This is a genomic window from Micromonospora sp. NPDC051227 (assembly GCF_044455385.1).
GTDB lineage: Bacteria > Actinomycetota > Actinomycetes > Mycobacteriales > Micromonosporaceae > Micromonospora.
The window spans coordinates 179,013-197,345 of record NZ_JBITET010000010.1 but is presented as its reverse complement, the minus strand read 5'-3'; the positions used below and the strand labels follow the sequence as shown (position 1 = coordinate 197,345).

Here is an 18,333-nt window from a genome sequence, read left to right as displayed (position 1 = left end):
CCGGCACCAGCGGGCGAAACCTTAGCGCTCGCCGCCCTCCGCGGGCCGGTCCTCCAGGTCCGCGGAACCGGCCGAACTCGTCGGCTTGTGCCCCTCCGTGGTCGGCACGACCGGCTCGGCGGGGCCTCCCGCCGCATCCGCCGCCTGCCCCTCGGCCGCCGCGTCCCCGTCCAACAGAGCCGTCAGCGCGGCACCGGTGATCCGCCGGAACGTCCGTCCGATCCGCTGACGGTCCAGGACCGCCACCTCGAGCTGGTTCGCGGCGATCGTGCGGGCGGCACCGCCCTCACCACCGACGGAGCTCAACGCCTGCACCGCCACCCTGACAGCCTCGGCCAGGGACATGTCCGCCCGATGCTGCGACTTCAACACGCCGGTGATCGCTTCGGCCTGACCACCCATGGCCATCCGCCCCGGCTCGTCGTTGACCGAACCGTCATAGGTCAGCCGGTACAGCTCGTCCGCCTCCGGGGTGGCACCGACCTCCGCCACGCAGATCTCCACCTCGAACGGCTTCGACTGCTCGGTGAAGATCGCACCCAGGGTCTGGGCGAACGCGTTGGCCAGGGCCCGACCAGTGACGTCACGCCGGTCGTAGCTGAGCCCGTTCAGGTCGGCCATCCGGACACCGGCGCGGCGCAGGTTCTCGAACTCGTTGTACCGGCCGACCGCGGCGAACCCGATCCGGTCGTAGATCTCGCTGACCTTGTGCAGGGCGCTGGAGAGGTTCTCCGCGACGAAGAGGACCCCGCCGGCGTAGCTGAGGACCACCGCGCTGCGACCCCGAGCGATGCCCTTGCGGGCCAACTCGGAGCGGTCGCGCATGATCTGTTCGGGGGAGGCGTAGAACTGCATGGCCACGTCGGCGGTTCTCCTTACGGCGCTGTGCTGACGACTGCTGACTGGTGAGGTGCGGGTCTCAACCGCCCGGGTTCTCCATCCGGCCGGCGACCACACCCTCGGCGATCGCCGCCGTCTCGGTGTCGGTCAACCGGCGGGTGCCCTCGGCGGTCGCGGTCATCACCACGGGGTAGATCCGGCGGGTCAGATCCGGCCCACCGGTCGCGGTGTCGTCGTCGGCGGCGTCGTAGAGCGCCTCGACCGCCAGCCGCGTCGCGTCCTCGACGGACAACCCGGCCCGGAACCGCTTCTTCAACGCGGACTTCGCGAACAGCGACCCGGACCCGATCGCGTCGTAGCCGGTCTCCTCGTACGGGCCACCGGTCACGTCGAAGCTGAAGATCCGACCGGCGCGCGCCGCGTCGGCGGCGGCCAGGTCGAACCCGGCGAAGAGCGGCACCACGGCCAACCCCTGCATGGCCGCCCCCAGATTGCCCCGGATCATCGAGGCCAACCGGTTGGCCTTACCGTCCAACGAGAGCATCGCGCCCTCGATTTTCTCGTAGTGCTCCAGCTCCACCTGGAACAGTCGCATCAGCTCGATGCCGATACCGGCGGTGCCCGCGATGCCGACCAGCGAGTGCGCGTCGGCGGGGTGCACCTTCTCGATGTCGCGCTGAGCGATCAGGTTGCCCATGGTGGCCCGTCGGTCGCCCGCCATCACCACACCCTCGGCGGCCGCGATGGCCACGATGGTGGTCGCGTGCGGCGCCAGGTCGGCGGCCATGCCCGGCGGCAGCGGTCGCCGACCGGGCAACATCTCGGGGGCCACCCGACTCAGAAACGTCGTGAAGGAGGACGTCCCCGCGTTGGTGAACACATCTGGAAGACGCCCGGATGGATCAAAGCCCGCTGCCACGTGGTTCCTCTCAGGTACGTGATCGCCCTGGCCAGCCTCATGGGACTGTCACGGAACTGGCCAAGACCACCGTTGCAGTTGAAGCAGAGTATCCCGCGCACCCATCCGGTGCGATGATCGTGGTCCAGATGTTGAGGGTCGGCACCGCCACAGATGGCGCAGACCCCGCCCTGCTCGGCCAGGAACTCCTGAAACTCTTTCTCACCCATGCCGTATCGGCGCCGCAGGTGGTACTCGCGAGTTCCGCCGTAGAGTCGCTGCGCTGACTCCTTGCCGCGGGCATTATGGCAGGGTTTGCAGTAGCTGTGCCGGCCACTGGCCTTGGTAGTGGTGGTGGGAAAGTCGTCCAGAGACTTGATCTGCTCGCGGTCTGGACACCACTTGAGACCTTCACCGACGGGCGTGGGCGACTTTCGCTGTGGGGCGATGCCGCGCTTACGCCGGCTCGCCGGCGAATCGGACATATGCCTCTATTGACCCCCTTTCTGGACGTAACCCCTCACAAATTCCTCTGCGTTCTCTTCGAGGACGGAGTCGATCTCGTCGAGGAGGTCGTCGACGTCCTCGGTGATCTCGGCGTGCCGCTCGGCCACCTCGGGGTTGGCCTCGGTGGTGACGTCCTCGATTTCCTCGCCCTGACGGGACTTGCCGGACTGCGACTGACCGCCGCTGTCATGAGTGGCCATGGCTGTCTCCTCCACGATCGTCTGGGATGAAATCTACCCCGCGCAGACGACAGAAAGCCCTCACGTCCGCCGTGTTCGGGTCGGGGGCGTTCGATTGCGCCGAAGCTGTCAGCCCCGAGGAGCCGACGCGTCGGCCGTGGCTGGCACCGGCACCCGCTCCGGCTCGGGCTGCCGCTCCGCCGAGGCCTCTGCCGGTGCCGCCCCGCGCCGCAGGCGGGGCGTCCAGTCCTTGAACCGCAGCGCCTGCTTCTCCACCAGATGCCAGGACAGGAACGCCAGCACGACGGTGCAGACCATGACCACCGCGAAGTAGCCGACAAAGCCCCAGGCCGCCGCCCCCAGCCAGGCCAGCATCTGCTGCACGACGAAGGAGTAGATGTAGATGCCGTACGAGTAGTCGTTCTTCTGGCCCACGCGGTGCAGCAGCCGTGGCAACCGGACCGCGAGGTAGAGGATGGCGTACTCGTAGGCGAGCAACGCCGGGCCGAACAGGTGGCCCTCCAGGGTCTGCCAGCCGGTCACGACGATGGCGAGCACGCCGAGGACGTCGCTGATGGGCAGCTTGTCGCTGTAGAGGTCCGCCACGGCGCCCACCAGGAACATGAAGCCGAACCGCAGGAACCAGATCTTGCTGAGCGCGCCGAGCAGCGGCAGCGGACCGATGCTGCCGCTGGTGAAGTACGTCGATCCGCCGAAGCGCAGCGCCTCGTACTGGTTCCAGAGCAGCAGACCGAAGACGAGTACGGCTGCCGCGAGCACCAGCCAGCGGGCACGGCGCAGCACCGCCACCACGGCCAGCGAAGCCACGATCAGGTAGCAGAAGATCTCGTAACTGAGCGTCCAGAGTGAGCCGTCGAGGACGCTCTTACGCACCAGGTCGCCGTACGGCGTGTGCCGGAAGACGTCGACGATCCCCTGCTGGCGGTAGCCACCCCACCAGTTCGCCTGCAGGAAGTTGACCACGCCGGCCGGGTGCCGCCACAGGCCGTCCAGATTGCCGCGATCGGCGTACCAGACGATCGGGGCCACCACGAAGCCGATGAACAGCAGACACACCCAGAGGCCCGGCCAGATCCGCAGGGCGCGGTGCCACAGGTAGCGGGGCAGGCTGGCCCGCCGGGCGCTGCGGGTGATGAGGAAGCCGGAGATGCCGAAGAAGCCAGCCAACCCGAGACCGGCCACGTCGACAACCTCGGTCAACGGTCGGGCGTACCCGATCACCGCGGTGTGCGCCAGGACGACCGCTACGGCAAAGCAGAGCCGCAGGAAGCCGAACTGTTGGCACGCCCGGCGTACGCGTTCGACAGCGGTACAGCGGTCATCGCACGCAGGCCAACCTGCCGGGCAGAGGGGAGCATCGCATCACCGTGTGGGTCGACGGATCGGGGGACGGCCTAGCATGCCACAGAGTGATCGCCGGTGGAGGCACCGGATCTCAGCCCCCGGTCAACGTCTCCAACAGGTCCTTGGCGCTGGCACAGCGGTCGAACAACGCCCCGACGTGCGCACGGGTGCCCCGCTCCGGCTCCATCATCGGGACCCGGACCAACGACTCCCGGCCCACGTCGAAGATCACCGAGTCCCAGCTCGCGGCGACGACCTCGGAGGCGTACTGGGCGAGGCAGCGACCGCGGAAGTAGGCCCGGGTGTCCTCCGGCGGCTCGGTCATCGCGCTGCGCGTCTCGTCGTCGGTGAGCAGCGTCTTCATCGCCCCCCGGCTGACCAGGCGGTGGTAGAGGCCCTTCTCCGGCCGGACGTCGGAATATTGAAGGTCGACGAGCTGGAGCTTGTGCGAGCCCCAGCCGAGCTTCTCCCGTTCCCGGTAGCCCTCCAGCAGCCGCAGCTTGGCCACCCAGTCCAACTCGTCGGCGCAGAGCATCGGATCCCGGCCCAGCCGGTCCAGGACGCTCTCCCAGCGGTCGAGCACGTCGATGGTCTGCTCGTCGGCGTCGGTGCCGTACCGGTCGTCGACAAAGGACCGGACCCGCTCCAGGTACGCCCACTGCAGGTCGAGGGCGGTGAGCCGACGGCCGTCGCGCAGTCGCATGCGGTGCGTCAGAGCGGGGTCGTGGCTGACGGCGCGCAGCTCGCTGACCGGGTCGGCGATGCCGAGGTCGGCGCCGAGGGCCTTCTCCTCGATCATGGTGAGGATCAGCGCGGTGGTGCCGACCTTGAGGTAGGTGGAGATCTCGGAGAGGTTGGCGTCGCCGATGATGACGTGCAGCCGGCGGTACTTGTCGGCGTCGGCGTGCGGCTCGTCGCGGGTGTTGATGATCGGCCGCTTGAGGGTGGTCTCCAGGCCCACCTCGACCTCGAAGAAGTCGGCGCGCTGGGAGATCTGGAAGCCGCTCTGGCCGCCGTCCTGGCCGATGCCGACCCGGCCGGCACCGCAGACGATCTGTCGGGTGACGAAGAACGGCGTCAGGTACGCCACGATGTCGGCGAACGGCGTCTGCCGGCGCATCAGGTAGTTCTCGTGGGCGCCGTAGCTGGCGCCCTTGTTGTCGGTGTTGTTCTTGTAGAGGTGGATCGGCTGGGTGCCCGGGATGGTGGCGGCCCGGCGGGACGCCTCGGCCATCACCCGCTCGCCGGCCTTGTCCCAGCGCACGATGTCCCTGGGGGTGGTGACCTCGGGGGTGGAGTATTCGGGGTGGGCATGATCCACGTAGAGCCGTGCGCCGTTGGTGAGTATCACGTTGGCCAGGCCGAGGTCTTCGTCCGCGAGGGCCTCAGCGGGGTCGTACGCGGCGCCGGAGTAGGTGAAGCCGCGGGCGTCGCGCAGCGGCGACTCCTCCTCGTAGTCCCACCGGGCCCGGCCGCCCCGGTTGAGTTCTGGGCGTGCCCCGTAGGCGTTGACCACCTGCGATGAGGTGACCATCGGGTTGGCTCCGGCCTGCCCGGGCACGGAGATGCCGTATTCGACCTCGGTGCCCATGATCCGTCTTACGCTCATCGACCTACCCGCTTCGCTCGCCCGACCCGGTCCCCCGTCAGGTCGAGCGTAGTCCGCCCTGAGCACCTGCACTCTGCAGGTGAGTGCCGGCGGGGCGGAACAGTTCGGTGGATTCGGTGTCGGAACGCTCAATGGTCGGCGTCGGGTCGTCGCTCGCGGTGGAGCGCGTGGTCCAGACGAGCCACCCGAACAGCACCAGGCCGAGGCTGGCGCTCAGCAGCGGGATCACCGAGCCGACCACCGGGTGCCAGTCGCCGGCGAGGGGGTTGAGACTGCTCAACCCGATGTTCGCGGGCAGGCCGTTCTGCCAGCGAACCATCGTGTACGCCAGGCAGAAGAGCTGGATCGGCAGGAGGAGCAGCACGGCGAGTCGGGTGAACGAGCGGGCCCGGGCGATCTCGAAGCCGCGTTGTTCGGCGATCCACGCGGCGTAGAGCAGGACGCCGACCAGCATGGGCAGCATGTAGCGGCCCTGGGTGACGAAGCCGCTCTCGTTGACCAGGGCGATCTGCATGAGGGAGGGGACGGCCACGCCGCCGCCGAGCAGCACGAGCAGCCGCCACCGGTCGAGTGTGCTGCCCCAGACGACACCGATGAGCAGCAGCGCGCCGGCGACGAGCTGCCAGATCACATACGGCGGGGCGGGCATCCGGGTGTCCAGCCAGGAGGTGACCCCGACGATCTGGTCGAGGTATCCCCGCCACCGGTCGGCCTCGCGCAGCGCCGCCTGCCCGTAGGTGAGCCGGTCGGCGGAGTAGTTGCCGAGGTCGGAGGTCTGTTGGCGGACGGACCAGGCGAGCACGACGAGGGTGGCCAGGACGATGCCGCCCGCCCAGAGTTGCGCGGCCCGGTCCCGTAGCAGGCCGAGGAGGTTGCTGCGGCGCAGTGGGAAGGCGAACGCGATGAAGGCGGTCGCCAGCCAGAGCGGGCCGGTCTGGCGCAGCACCGCCAGGAGCAGCGCGCTGATCCCGACGAGGACGATGAGGCCGCGCCGTGGGCCGGGTGGGCCGAGTAGCAGGGGGATGACCGCGCTGAAGAAGGCAATGCCGGCGGCGATCTCCAGGCCGTTCGGGTTGACCGCGCTGGCCATGTGCACGGCCATCGGGGTGGTGACGACGACCAGGGCACCCATCATGAGGCCGCGGCGGGAGCGGTTGCGGATCACGACGTACGCGCAGGCGAGCAGCGCGGCGCAACACAGGGCGCTGATCATGCGGGCGAGCAGGACGCCGGACCAGCCGGGCCAGAGCACCGTCGGCGCGCCGACGAGGGCGTAGTAGGCGGGGAAGTAACGGCCGGCCCCGGTGCCGGCCCGGGTTGGCGTGTCGTCGCTGCCGGGTGGCTGGGCGCAGGCCGCAGAGATTTCCTTCTTGAACTGCCAGCACTGTTCGCGGACGAGACCACCGGGGACGGTCTGGAAGGCGCCGGTGCCCTTCTTCGCGGCGGCCGGCGGGGGTGCGATCTGCCCGGCGGCGACGCCGGCCGCCCGGACGATGTGCTCGCGCTCGTCCGGGGTGCCGTCGTAGGGGGCGGCCATCGACCAGGCGAAGATGATCAGGAAGAACGCGGCGAAGGCGAGGGCCCAGTGTCGTCGGGCGGTGCTCGTCGTGGTTGCCGGGCTTGCGCCGGCGGCCGGCGGCGTCACTCTTCCGGGATCAGGCACGTCAACCTCGCGGCTCGCGCGGGCAGGCCCCGCTGGGTGGATGGACAGACGATAGACTCCCTCGTCGTCCTCACCGCTCCGGGTCCCCCCTTGGAGAACTCTTTGCTGTCACCTGTTGCCGATTCCGTCCGCCACCTGTCCCGACACAGTGCTGTGCGGTTCCTGGTTGTCGGTGGTCTGAGCGTTGCCGTGGACACGGGATCACTCTTCGTGTACCACGGAGTTCTCCGGATTGTCCTGCCCGTTGCGGCCGCCATGTCGTTCCTGACCTCGTTCTGGGTCAACTTCGGGCTGAACCGGGCGTGGTCGTTCGGCTCGTCCGCCCAGATGGTGCCGCAGGTGGGGCGCTACTTCGCGCTGGTCCTCGCCAACCTGACCGCCAACGTGGTGCTGGTGTCCGCGTTGACCTGGGCGGGCATGCCGTACCTGCTGGCGAAGCTGCTGGTGACGGCATCGCTCTCGGCGGCGAACTACGTGGTGTCGAAGCGGTGGATCTTCGCGGCCTGACCGACGCACTGGCATACCCGCAGCGAGGGTGCCCACCGTCCGGTGGGCACCCTCGCTGTTGGGGTCAGAGGTACTGGCCGGTGTTGCTGGCGGTCTCGATGGACCGGCCGGCCTCGGCGCCCTTGCCGCCGGAGACGAGTGTGCGGATGTAGACGATCCGCTCACCCTTCTTGCCGGAGATGCGCGCCCAGTCGTCGGGGTTGGTGGTGTTGGGGAGATCTTCGTTCTCGCGGAACTCGTCGACGCAGGCGTCGAGCAGGTGCTGTAGGCGCAGTCCCTTGCGACCCGAGGTGAGGAACTCCTTGATGGCCATCTTCTTGCTCCGGTCGACGATGTTCTGGATCATCGCGCCGGAGTTGAAGTCCTTGAAGTAGAGGACTTCCTTGTCACCGTTGGCGTAGGTGACCTCGAGGAATCGGTTCTCCTCGGTTTCCGAGTACATCCGCAGCACCACGGCGTCGATCATCGCCGCGACGGTGGCCTGGGGGTCGGTGCCGTGTTCGGCCAGGTCGTCCGGGTGCAGGGGCAGCCCGGAGAGGATGTACTTGGAGAAGATGTCCTTGGCCGCCTCGGCGTCCGGTCGCTCGATCTTGATCTTCACGTCGAGGCGACCGGGGCGCAGGATCGCCGGGTCGATCATGTCTTCCCGGTTGGAGGCGCCGATGACGATGACGTTCTCCAGCCCCTCAACGCCGTCGATCTCGCTGAGCAGCTGCGGGACGATGGTGTTCTCCACGTCGGAGGAGACACCGGAGCCGCGGGTCCGGAAGATCGAGTCCATCTCGTCGAAGAACACGATCACCGGCGTGCCCTCGCCGGCCTTCTCCCGGGCGCGCTGGAAGATCAGCCGGATGTGCCGCTCGGTCTCACCGACGTACTTGTTGAGCAGCTCCGGGCCCTTGATGTTGAGGAAGAAGCTGGTGTGCTTCTCCTTGCCCTGCCGCTCGGCGATCTTCTTGGCCAGCGAGTTGGCCACCGCCTTGGCGATGAGCGTCTTGCCACAGCCGGGTGGGCCGTAGAGCAGGATGCCCTTGGGCGGGCGGAGCTGGTGCTCACGGAACAGGTCCGCGTGCAGGAACGGCAACTCCACCGCGTCGCGGATCTGCTCGATCTGCGACTGGAGGCCACCGATGTCGCCGTAGTCGACGTCGGGCACCTCCTCCAGGACCAGCTCCTCGACCTCGCTCTTCGGGATCCGCTCGTACGCGTAGGCCGAGCGGGGCTCGATCATGAGCGAGTCGCCGGCCCGGATCGCCGAGCCGATGAGCGTCTCGGCGAGGTGCACGATGCGCTCCTCGTCGGAGTGGGAGACCACCAGCGCCCGGTCGCCCGGCCCGCCGTTCGGCCCCTCCAGGATCTCCTTGAGCATCACCACTTCGCCAACCCGCTCGTAACCGAACGCGTCGACGATGTTGAGCGCGTCGTTGAGCAGGACCTCCTGGCCGCGCCGCAGGTCACCCACGTCGAGCGAGGGCGAGACCGCGACCCGCAGTTTGCGGCCACCGGTGAAGACGTCCACCGTGCCGTCCTCGTGCTTGGCCAGGAAGACGCCGTAACCGCTCGGCGGTTGCGCGAGCCGGTCGATCTCCTCCTTGAGCGTCACGATCTGCGTGCGAGCTTCCTTGAGGGTGCTCACCAGCCGGTCGTTGTTCTCTGTCAGCCGCGCCAACTGTGCCTGGGTGGCCGCCAGCCGCTCTTCGAGCTGCCGGACGTGTCGGGGGCTTTCGGTCAACTTGCGCCGCACCAGGGCGAGTTCCTCTTGCAGGAACGCGACCTGCGTGGAGAGATCGTGGGCTTCCTTCTCCCACCGTGCGGCGCGCGAGTCCGCGTCGTCGCTACGTGCTGCCACGTCCCACCTCCCCGGGGGGCTTGAACGTTCTGCCCTAACACTAGCCGCTATGAGGCCGATTCGGTCCCACGCAACACCCTCGTCACCGAACCTTGATCGCCAAGGGTGGCCTGACGGGCCGTTACCGGCGTTCGGGTACCGTCGGAGCGTGGCACGGGAGAACATGGGGGGTGCACAGGTGGCCGAGGTCGCGACCGACGAATTGCAGGTCTGGGTCGACCAGGACCTCTGCACGGGCGACGGGCTCTGCGTGCAGTACGCGCCGGAGGTGTTCGAGTTCGACATCGACGGTCTGGCCTACGTCAAGGGCGTCGACGGTGAGCTGCGGATGGCACCGGGCAGCCGGGTTGACGTCCCCGCGCACCTGCGACTCGAGGTGATCGACTCCGCGAAGGAGTGCCCGGGCGACTGCATCCACGTGGTGCGCGGCGACGGCGTCGAGGTCGCCGGCCCGGACGCCGAGCAGGACTGACCCACCGGCCGGGCGGCGAAGGCCCGGTCGGGTCCAGAACGGGGTACGCCTCAGAGCATCGGACGGCCGACCACCGAGGCGACCAGCCGCGCGAACTCCTCCAACCGGGCGATCTGCCCGGCCCCGCCGTCGTCGAGGGTCTTGCCGAAGCGCAACGCGTCGTGCCGGGGTGTGCCGGCCATCTCCTCGCTCGGCGGCGCCTCGTCCAACGAGGTGAGCAGCAGGTAGACGTCGATGCTGTCGACCCGGATCTCGCCGCTCTCGGCACGGTTGAGCCGCCGCCGGCAGCCCACCTCGGTGACGGTGGAGACCGGCACCACCCGCAGCGACGAGGTCATCGAGCCCGGCGGACCCTCCTCCGGCGGTACGTCCTCGCCGTGCCAGAGAATGAGCCGGCTGCCGTCGCAGACCACAACCTCCTGCCACACCCCGTTGACCTCGTTGACGAAGCGTTCCAGGGTGAAGCCGAGCACCGACGCGCCGCGCAGCACGCCGCCGAGCGCCTCCAGGGCGACGTCCGGGTCGCGCAGGTAGGCCCGCGCCGCCGACTCCAGGTCCTGGTAGGGCGACCAGTCGGGAAAGACCGCGGGGAGGTCTCCACCGCCGTAGCCCGGTCGGCTCATGCCAGCGTCTCCCCCTGCTCGGCGCTGCCGACACCCAGCTCGATGGTCACGGCCTGTCCATCTCCCCCGCACCGTTGGGTTGCGCGGCCGCGGCCTGCGCGGCCGCGGCCTGTCGGGCCGCCTCCGCCTCGCGCAGGTCCTGGCGGCGTTGCGCGTACGCCTCGGTGCCCTTGCTGGGCTTGCGCCGGCGCGGCGGCGCGGTGACCCCCGGGGCCAGCTTGCGCGCGGACACCAGGAAGGCGGTGTGCGCGATCATCCGGTGGTCCGGACGGACAGCGAGGCCCTCGGCGTGCCAGTCGCGCACCAGGGACTCCCAGGCCCGTGGCTCGGTCCAGCCGCCGCGCTCGCGCAGCGCCTCCACCAGCTCGGAGAGCTGCGGTGTGGTGGCGACGTAGCCGATGAACACCCCACCGGGCACCAGCGCCCGCTCGACCATGTCGAGGGTCTCCCAGGGGGTCAACATGTCCAGGATGATCCGGTCGAAGCCGGTCTCCCGGCACTGCGCGACGTCACCGACGTGCAGGTTCCACGAGGGGTGCGGCCCGTTGAAGAACGCCTCGACGTTGCGCTTGGCGATCTGGGCGAAGTCGTCGCGCAGCTCGAAGGAGTGCAGCTCGCCCTCCGTGCCGACGGCACGCAGCAGGGAGCAGCTCAGCGCGCCGGAGCCGGCGCCGGCCTCGAGGACCTTCGCGCCGGGGAAGATGTCGCCCATCGCCACGATCTGCGCCGAGTCCTTGGGGTAGATCACCTGGGCGCCGCGCGGCATGGACAGCACGTAGTCCGACAGCAGCGGCCGCAGGGCCAGGAAGGCGGTGCCCCCACCGGAGGTGGTCACCACGCTGCCGTCGGGGAGCCCGATCAGCGCGTCGTGGGCCAGGATGCCACGGTGGGTGTGGAACTCCTTGCCGGGCTCCAGCGTCACTGTGTGCATCCGCCCCTTGGGGTCGGTCAGCTGGACCCGGTCGCCGGGCCGGAACGGCCCGCGGTGCACGGGTGTCAGCGCCGGGTCGGCGGGGTCGGCGGCGACGGTGGAGGGAGTTGCGGTCACGGTGTCATCTTCCGGTTGGGTTCGAGGAGCTGTGCCAGGTCCGCGATGTGCAGAATGCCGACGACATCTTCGCCTGACGTCACCACGTACTGTGCGCCCGGGTGGGTCTGTACGGCCTCCATCACCCGCTCGCCGTCCCACCCGACCGACAACGTGGGGAGGGTGCCCAGCGACCGGGCGACGGCGTCGACCGACAGCCACGGTCGGCGCTCGACCGGCACCGCGTCGGCGGCGGCCGGGTCGACAAGCGCCACCGGTCGACCGTTGGAGTCGGTGACCAGCAGCGCGGCGTCGGGCTGCCCGCTCTCGGCGCGTCGACGCTGAGCCTCGGCCAGCGGCGTGCCGGTGACCGCCGGCCAGACCGGACGGGCCAGCCGGGCGAGGTCGATCAGCGGGAACCGGCGGCTGACCCGGGCGGCCCGGATCGACTGCCCGGCGCCACGCCAGAGGGTGACGGCGACCAGCAGCATCAGCGGCAGCGCCAGCGGCGCCAGCCGCCGCTCGACGGTGAGCAGCAGGACCAGGGCCGCGGTGCCGACGGCGACGACCCGGCCGGCCCACCCGGCGACCTCGGTCCCGAGGTGCCGGTCGCGGGTCAGCCCCCACACGGCGGCGCGCAGCGCCCGGCCGCCGTCGAGCGGCAGCCCGGGCAGGCTGTTGAACAGCGCCACGATGACGTTGCTGACCGCGAGCTGGAAGGCGAGCTGGTGCGCCACGGTCCCCTCGGGCAGGGCGAGCGTGGCGGCGACCGCCAGGACGCCGAGCACCGCGGAGACCGCCGGGCCGGCCAGCGAGACCAGCAGGTCGACGCGGGGCGACGGGGCGTCCCGGTCCATCTCGGTGTAACCGCCGAGCAGCTCCAGGGTGATCCCACGCACACCGATGCCGTACCGCCGGGCGGTGAGGGCGTGGCCCAGCTCGTGCAGCAGCACCGAGCCGAGCAGCGACACGACGAACCCGAAGCCGATCAGGTAGCCGCTGAGCTGCGGCAGGTCCAGTTGTCGGCGGGCGAACTCGCCGTACAGCACCGCGATGAGCACCGCGAGCAGGACCATGGAGCCGTTGAGGTAAAGCGGCACCCCGAACACCTTGCCGACGGTCAGGCCGAGACGTCGGTCCGGTCGGCGCGGCGGCCTGGTTGTCTGCTCCATCGCCACGATGCTACGGACCGTCGTTGTGTGGGGCGGGCGGCGGTCGGTGTCACACCGGTGCCCTAACCTTTGCCGACATGACGGCGGAATCGGTCACCACCTCCCAGCCCTCCCCCGCGGCGCAGACGCCGCCAACGGTGCGGGCCTCGCTGTCCCCGTCGCGGGCGGCGGATTTCAAGACCTGCCCGCTGCTCTACCGGTTCCGCAGCATCGACCGGCTGCCCGAGCGCACCACCATCGAGCAGGCCCGGGGCACGTTGGTGCACGCGGTGCTGGAGCGCCTGTTCGACCTGCCGGCCACCGGCCGCACGCCGGAGGCGGCCGGCGACCTGGTGGCCCCCCAGTGGGACCGGCTGGTCACCGAGCAGCCGGAGCTGGCCGGGATCTTCGACGGCGCGGAGCCCGCCGGCCCGGTGGAGTTCCTCCGCTCCGCCGCCGGGCTGTTGCAGGGTTACTTCGCGGTGGAGGATCCGACCCGGCTGGAGCCGGCCGAACGCGAGAGCCTGATCTCCGCGGTCGTCGACGAGGAGCTGCTGATCCGGGGCTATCTCGACCGGCTCGACGTCGCTCCGGACGGCGCGCTGCGGGTGGTCGACTACAAGACCGGCGGCGCTCCGCGGGAGGCGTTCGAGGCGCGGGCGCTGTTTCAGCTGAAGTTCTACGCCCTGGTGCTGTGGCGCACCCGGGGGGTGGTGCCCCGGGTGCTGCGGCTGCTCTACCTGCGCGACGCCGAGGTGTTGGATTACACCCCCGATGCCGACGAGCTGGTCCGCTTCGAGCGCACCGTGGTGGCGCTGTGGCGGGCGATCGAGCAGGCCACCGCCCGACAGGATTTCCGGCCCCGGCCGAGCCGGCTCTGCGACTGGTGCAGCCACCAGGCACTCTGTCCCAGCTTCGGCGGCACCCCGCCGCCGTTCCCGGTCGCCGCGGCGAGCGCCGACCCGCTGCGCGACTCCCGGTCCACTCCGGTGGCGCCGGGCGCCGACGAGTGACGGCCTCCTGACCGACGCGTCCGCCCGGCGGGCGATTCGGGCCCGCCGGGATCGCCTGCCGCGGGCCGACGCCGGAAACCCGACCGCAGCGGTGCCGTCGCGGTCGGGACAGGGCGACCGGCCGGCCTCTACGGTGATCCGCGACGCACCGGCTCGGGTACGCGAGGATGACCGGTGCGCGCCAGGACGTCGGCGGGACGGGAGACGACATGAGCGATCAGGCGCCCTCGGCGCGGCCGGTACGGATCCTGCTCGCCGACGACCAGCCGCTGCTGCGGACCGGGTTCCGGATGGTGCTCGGCGCCGAGAGCGACCTGGACGTGGTGGCGGAGGCCGGTGACGGCGTGGAGGCGGTGGAGTTGTCCCGCCGGCTGCTGCCCGACGTCGTCCTGATGGACATCCGGATGCCCCGGATGGACGGGGTGGCGGCGACCCGGGCCATCGTCGACGCCCGGCTGCCGGTGCGGGTGCTGGTGCTCACCACCTTCGACCTGGACGAGTACGTGGTGGGCGCGTTGCGGGCCGGTGCCAGCGGGTTCCTGGCCAAGGACGTGCCGGCCGAGGATCTGATCGCGGCGATCCGCACGGTCGCCGGCGGGGACGCGGTGGTCACACCTCGGATCCTGCGGCGACTGCTGGACCGCTTCGCCGAACTGCTGCCCGACCCGGCGGCGACGCCGTCGGCGGCGCTCGACGCGCTCACCGACCGGGAGCGCGAGGTGCTCGTGCAGGTCGCCCGGGGGCTGTCCAACGCCGAGATCGCGACGGTCCTGTCGGTGAGCGAAACCACCATCAAGACGCACGTCGGGCATGTGCTGACCAAGCTACGGCTGCGCGACCGGGTGCAGGCGGTGGTGCTGGCGTACGAGTCGGGTCTGGTCCGCCCCCGGGCGTAGCCGGACCGGCCCGGGTACCTCACCCGGCGTACTCGAAGATCCCTCCGTGGGGGGACGGCTGCCGTTGCCGTCGTCACCTACCGTGACCGGAGATGGCCTGGTTCGGTTGACCCTCCTGTGGCGTCAGGTGCAAGTGTCGGTGCGGCCGCCCGCCACCGAGGGGAAAAACGGTCGACCGGCCGTCGACTCAGGGGCAACCCTGATCCGACATGGGGGTGCACCCGCAGCGGGAAATCCGCGCCGGGTCCCCCCAGGGTCGGACGGGACGGGCGTACCCAGCACCGATGATTGAACAGTCGCGCCGGACCATCGGGGGGCGGCGTGCATTTTCGGACAGACGGAAGAGGTAGATGACGTGACCGCGACGGTAGGCCAGCAGGCGCAGGCCGCGGCCCGGGCCAACGACGTGTGGAAGGTGTACGGCAGCGGCGAGGCTCAGGTCGTCGCGCTGCGGGGGGTCAGCGCGGAGTTCGAACGTGGCCGCTTCACCGCGATCATGGGCCCGTCGGGTTCCGGTAAGTCGACGCTGATGCACTGCCTGGCCGGCCTGGACTCGGTGACCCGGGGGACGGTGTCGATCGGTGAGACGACGGTCACGGGGCTGGGCGACGCGGGGCTGACGAAGCTGCGCCGCGACAAGGTGGGCTTCATCTTCCAGCAGTTCAACCTGCTGCCGACGCTGACGGCCAAGGAGAACATCCTGCTGCCGCTGTCGATCGCCGGGCGCAAGCCGGACCCGGCCTGGTACGACACGGTGATCGAGACGGTGGGTCTGAAGGACCGGCTGGACCACCGGCCGGCGCAGCTCTCCGGTGGGCAGCAGCAGCGGGTGGCGTGTGCCCGGGCGCTGGTCTCCCGCCCCGAGGTGATCTTCGCGGACGAGCCGACCGGCAACCTGGACTCGCGCTCCGGCGCGGAGGTGCTCAACTTCCTGCGTGACTCGGTGCGGGAGCACGGCCAGACCATCGTGATGGTCACTCACGACCCGACGGCCGCCGCGTACGCCGACCGGGTGGTCTTCCTCGCCGACGGCGAGATCGTCTCGGAGCTGATCGAGCCGACCGCCGAGACGGTGCTGGACACCATGAAGAAGCTGGACACTCCGGCCGAGGTGGGCAACTGATGTTCCGCGCGACGCTGAAGAGTCTGCTGGCCCGCAAGGTCCGGCTGATCCTGTCCGGCCTGGCGGTGGTGCTCGGGGTGATGTTCGTCTCCGGCGCGTTCGTGCTCACCGACACGCTGGGTCGCTCCTTCGACTCGGTGTTCGCCGACGGTTTTTCCGAGATCGACGTGAACGTCGCGGCGAAGCCGAAGGTGCAGGTCAACGAGATGGAGGGCGAGCAGACCGTCGCCCCCCTGCCGGCCGCCCTGGTGGACCGGGTGAAGCAGGTGCCGGGGGCGGCCTCGGCGACCGGTGTGGTCAACGCCGACGGCGCCCGGGTGATCGGCAGCAACGGCAAGGTCGTCACGTCGTTCGGTCCTCCGCAGTTGGGCGAGAACTGGACCGGCGAGAGCGAGCTGCTGCAGCTGCGTGAGGGGCGCGCGCCGCAGGCCGAGGACGAGATCGTCATCAACAAGGCGTTGGCCACGGCCGCGAAGGTGCAGGTCGGCCAGAAGGTCGGCGTGCTGACCGCGTTCGAGTCGAAGAAGCGGGATTTCACCCTGGTCGGCGTCTTCGGTTACAGCGGTGACCGGGACTCGATCGGCGGGGTCAACGAGGTCTTCTTCACCACGCCGGTGGCGCAGCGGCTGATGCTGGGCGAGCCGGACGTGTTCAGCAGCATCACCGTGCAGGCCGCCGACGGGGTCTCGGACGAGAAGCTGCGCGACGACGTGGCCCGCACCCTGGGCGCGGACTTCGAGGTGAAGACCGGCGAGCAGGTGGCCGCGGACGCCTCGGCCAGCCTGAAGGAGGGCCTGTCCTTCTTCAACAAGATCCTGCTCGGCTTCGCCGCGGTGGCGCTGCTGGTGGGCACCTTCCTGATCCTCAACACCTTCTCGATCATCGTGGCGCAGCGGACCCGGGAGTTGGCGCTGATGCGCGCCATCGGGGCCAGCGGCCGGCAGATCATCGGTTCGGTGGTGCTGGAGGCCATCGCGGTGGGGTTGATCGCGTCGGTGCTCGGCCTCGCCGCCGGTATCGGGGTGGGCGCGCTGCTGGCGTTCCTGTTCGGCAAGCTCGCCGGCGGGCTCACCCTGGCCGGCATCGGCGTGCCGGCGGCGGCGGTGATCGGTTCGTTCGCCGTCGGTCTGGTGATCACCGTGGTGGCGGCGTTGCTGCCGGCGCTGCGGGCGTCCCGGATCCCGCCGATCGCGGCCATGCAGGACGTGGCCACCCCGGACCGGCCGTTGACCAAGATCACCGTGGCCGGGTCGCTGGTCACCGGTATCGGCGCGGTGCTGCTGTTCCTCGGGCTCAGCGGCAACGCCGGTGGTCAGACGCTGTCGACCATCCTTGGTGGGGTGCTGTTCGCCTTCATCGGGGTGGCGTTGCTGACTCCGCTGATCAGCCGGCCGGTGGTGAGCCTGCTCGGGGCGATCTTCTCCTGGTCGGTGCCGGGCAAGCTGGGCCGGCTCAACTCGGGGCGCAACCCTCGTCGTACGGCCATCACGGCCGCCGCGCTGATGGTCGGCATCGCGCTGGTCACCGGCGTCACGGTCATCCTCGACTCGGCCAAGGGCAGCATCAGCGCGCTCGCGAAGGACACCATCAAGGCCGAGCTGGTGATCGCCGGCCAGCAGGGCGGCCCGCGTCCGCCGACCTTCGACCCGGGTGTGCTGGACCAGGCCAAGGCCCTGCCCGGTGTGCGGTTGGTCGACGGCGAGTACGGCGACATGGCGCGCATCGACGGCGAGGGCACCTGGGTCGCGGCGAGCAGCGACATCGCTTCGCTACGGCAGATCTTCGGCGCGAAGCCCACCGCCGGTGACATCGACCGGCTCGGGCCGACCCAGATGCTCGCCAGCTCGGACACGGCCACATCCCGTGGCTGGTCGGTGGGCTCCACGGTCAACGTGCAGCTGACCCGGGGCGAGGCACGCACCTACACGATCAGCGGCATCTACGAGTCGTCGCAGCTGACCAACCCGGTGACGCTGCCGGTGACCGCGGCGAAGGACTTCGCCATCCCGCAGCCCATCCAGGGCTTCATCCAGCTGGACCCGGGCACCCGGGTGTCCGACGTTCAGCCGCAGGTGGAGGCGTTGCTCGCGGACAGCCCCGAGGTGTCGGTGGCCGACCGTGACGCGTTCATCAAGCAGCAGACCAGTTCGCTCGACGGGCTGCTCACGATGATCCAGATCCTGCTCGCGTTGGCCATCGTGATCGCCGTGCTGGGCATCATCAACACCCTGGCCCTGTCGGTGCTGGAGCGGACCCGCGAGTTGGGTCTGCTGCGGGCGATCGGCCTGCGCCGGTCCCAGACCATGGGCATGATCACCGTGGAGGCGGTGGTGATCTCGGTGTTCGGCGCGCTGCTCGGAGTGGCGGTGGGCACCGGCCTCGGCGCCGCGGTGGTCGAGGCCCTCAAGGACGAGGGCATCACCGACCTGATTCTGCCGTGGGGGCAGATGGGTGTCTTCCTCGGTCTCGCCGCCATCATCGGCGTGGTGGCCGCTGTGCTCCCGGCCGTCCGGGCGGCCCGGATCAACGTCCTGGGCGCCATCGCCCACGACTGATCGGCACTGCCGAGGCCCCCGGTCGCCATCCGCGCGACCGGGGGCCTCGGCCTGTT

17 protein-coding genes are annotated in these 18,333 nt (G+C 70.1%); 6 read left to right on the top strand and 11 right to left on the bottom strand.

The window, feature by feature from the left end; genetic code table 11:
• Positions 1-21: 21 nt before the first annotated feature.
• The 7 genes from prcA to ACIA47_RS23810 form a co-directional block, all read right to left on the bottom strand.
• A complete protein-coding gene (gene prcA / locus ACIA47_RS23840; protein ID WP_203120197.1) occupies positions 22-861 on the bottom strand; it encodes a proteasome subunit alpha in 840 nt (279 codons plus the stop codon).
• Positions 862-919: 58 nt separating this feature from the next.
• Positions 920-1,759, bottom strand: a complete 840-nt coding sequence (prcB, locus tag ACIA47_RS23835; RefSeq protein WP_396710764.1) for a proteasome subunit beta — start codon at positions 1,757-1,759, stop codon at positions 920-922.
• Positions 1,678-1,968 (bottom strand): endonuclease VII domain-containing protein, encoded by a 291-nt coding sequence (locus ACIA47_RS23830; protein ID WP_396710822.1) that lies wholly within the window; start codon positions 1,966-1,968, stop codon positions 1,678-1,680. Before ACIA47_RS23830 ends, prcB begins: the two co-directional genes overlap by 82 nt.
• Positions 1,969-2,229: 261 nt before the next feature.
• Entirely contained in the window at positions 2,230-2,445 is a 216-nt protein-coding gene (locus ACIA47_RS23825; protein ID WP_030332902.1) for a ubiquitin-like protein Pup, read from the bottom strand.
• A 108-nt stretch (positions 2,446-2,553) separates the two neighbouring features.
• Positions 2,554-3,711, bottom strand: coding sequence for an acyltransferase family protein (locus ACIA47_RS23820; protein WP_396710820.1), 1,158 nt, complete (start codon positions 3,709-3,711; stop codon positions 2,554-2,556).
• 169 nt (positions 3,712-3,880) lie between these two features.
• Positions 3,881-5,398: a depupylase/deamidase Dop gene (gene dop, locus ACIA47_RS23815; protein WP_112726389.1), complete on the bottom strand. Its 1,518-nt coding sequence runs from the start codon at positions 5,396-5,398 to the stop codon at positions 3,881-3,883.
• 37 nt (positions 5,399-5,435) lie between these two features.
• Positions 5,436-7,061 carry a DUF2142 domain-containing protein gene (locus ACIA47_RS23810; protein WP_396710761.1) on the bottom strand — a complete coding sequence of 542 codons (1,626 nt, stop codon included), beginning with the start codon at positions 7,059-7,061 and terminating at the stop codon, positions 5,436-5,438.
• On the opposite strand from ACIA47_RS23810, the gene ACIA47_RS23805 reads away from it, so the two are divergent.
• Positions 6,984-7,568, top strand: coding sequence for a GtrA family protein (locus ACIA47_RS23805; protein WP_396710759.1), 585 nt, complete (start codon positions 6,984-6,986; stop codon positions 7,566-7,568). The genes ACIA47_RS23810 and ACIA47_RS23805 overlap by 78 nt on opposite strands.
• Before the next feature lie 64 nt (positions 7,569-7,632).
• On the opposite strand, the gene arc is transcribed toward ACIA47_RS23805, so the two are convergent.
• Positions 7,633-9,417: a proteasome ATPase gene (gene arc / locus ACIA47_RS23800; RefSeq protein WP_030332887.1), complete on the bottom strand. Its 1,785-nt coding sequence runs from the start codon at positions 9,415-9,417 to the stop codon at positions 7,633-7,635.
• Positions 9,418-9,595: 178 nt separating this feature from the next.
• On the opposite strand from arc, the gene ACIA47_RS23795 reads away from it, so the two are divergent.
• On the top strand, positions 9,596-9,889 hold the full coding sequence (locus tag ACIA47_RS23795; RefSeq protein WP_203120223.1) for a ferredoxin: 294 nt from the start codon (positions 9,596-9,598) through the stop codon (positions 9,887-9,889).
• A 50-nt stretch (positions 9,890-9,939) separates the two neighbouring features.
• Here ACIA47_RS23795 and ACIA47_RS23790 read toward each other — a convergent pair whose 3' ends face one another.
• The 3 genes from ACIA47_RS23790 to ACIA47_RS23780 are packed head-to-tail and all read right to left on the bottom strand — an operon-like array spanning position 9,940 to position 12,648.
• Positions 9,940-10,512: a hypothetical protein gene (locus ACIA47_RS23790; RefSeq protein WP_091408625.1), complete on the bottom strand. Its 573-nt coding sequence runs from the start codon at positions 10,510-10,512 to the stop codon at positions 9,940-9,942.
• Positions 10,513-10,558: 46 nt separating this feature from the next.
• Positions 10,559-11,560: a tRNA (adenine-N1)-methyltransferase gene (locus tag ACIA47_RS23785; protein ID WP_396710756.1), complete on the bottom strand. Its 1,002-nt coding sequence runs from the start codon at positions 11,558-11,560 to the stop codon at positions 10,559-10,561.
• On the bottom strand, positions 11,557-12,648 hold the full coding sequence (locus ACIA47_RS23780; RefSeq protein WP_396710818.1) for a site-2 protease family protein: 1,092 nt from the start codon (positions 12,646-12,648) through the stop codon (positions 11,557-11,559). Before ACIA47_RS23780 ends, ACIA47_RS23785 begins: the two co-directional genes overlap by 4 nt.
• Before the next feature lie 140 nt (positions 12,649-12,788).
• Here ACIA47_RS23780 and ACIA47_RS23775 point away from each other — a divergent pair, with 140 nt between their 5' ends.
• The 4 genes from ACIA47_RS23775 (at position 12,789) to ACIA47_RS23760 (ending at position 18,277) form a co-directional block, all read left to right on the top strand.
• On the top strand, positions 12,789-13,703 hold the full coding sequence (locus tag ACIA47_RS23775) for a PD-(D/E)XK nuclease family protein (RefSeq protein WP_112587336.1): 915 nt from the start codon (positions 12,789-12,791) through the stop codon (positions 13,701-13,703).
• Between the two features lie 209 nt (positions 13,704-13,912).
• The gene (locus ACIA47_RS23770) at positions 13,913-14,599 is read left to right on the top strand and encodes a response regulator transcription factor (protein ID WP_112680965.1); all 687 of its coding nucleotides are present in this window, start codon (positions 13,913-13,915) and stop codon (positions 14,597-14,599) included.
• 355 nt (positions 14,600-14,954) lie between these two features.
• Positions 14,955-15,722 (top strand): ABC transporter ATP-binding protein, encoded by a 768-nt coding sequence (locus ACIA47_RS23765; RefSeq protein WP_396710753.1) that lies wholly within the window; start codon positions 14,955-14,957, stop codon positions 15,720-15,722.
• A complete protein-coding gene (locus ACIA47_RS23760) occupies positions 15,722-18,277 on the top strand; it encodes an ABC transporter permease (protein ID WP_396710751.1) in 2,556 nt (851 codons plus the stop codon). Before ACIA47_RS23765 ends, ACIA47_RS23760 begins: the two co-directional genes overlap by 1 nt.
• The last annotated feature ends 56 nt before the right edge of the window (positions 18,278-18,333 follow it).

What these genes read in the sequence shown, in the direction of transcription:
- ACIA47_RS23830 (WP_396710822.1), bottom strand. Translation starts at nt 1,968, where the DNA reads ATGGGTGAGAAAGAGTTTCAGGAGTTCCTGGCCGAGCAGGGCGGGGTC.
- ACIA47_RS23825 (WP_030332902.1), bottom strand. Translation starts at nt 2,445, where the DNA reads ATGGCCACTCATGACAGCGGCGGTCAGTCGCAGTCCGGCAAGTCCCGT.
- dop (WP_112726389.1), bottom strand. Translation starts at nt 5,398, where the DNA reads ATGAGCGTAAGACGGATCATGGGCACCGAGGTCGAATACGGCATCTCC.
- ACIA47_RS23790 (WP_091408625.1), bottom strand. Translation starts at nt 10,512, where the DNA reads ATGAGCCGACCGGGCTACGGCGGTGGAGACCTCCCCGCGGTCTTTCCC.
- ACIA47_RS23775 (WP_112587336.1), top strand. Translation starts at nt 12,789, where the DNA reads ATGACGGCGGAATCGGTCACCACCTCCCAGCCCTCCCCCGCGGCGCAG.
- ACIA47_RS23770 (WP_112680965.1), top strand. Translation starts at nt 13,913, where the DNA reads ATGAGCGATCAGGCGCCCTCGGCGCGGCCGGTACGGATCCTGCTCGCC.
- ACIA47_RS23760 (WP_396710751.1), top strand. Translation starts at nt 15,722, where the DNA reads ATGTTCCGCGCGACGCTGAAGAGTCTGCTGGCCCGCAAGGTCCGGCTG.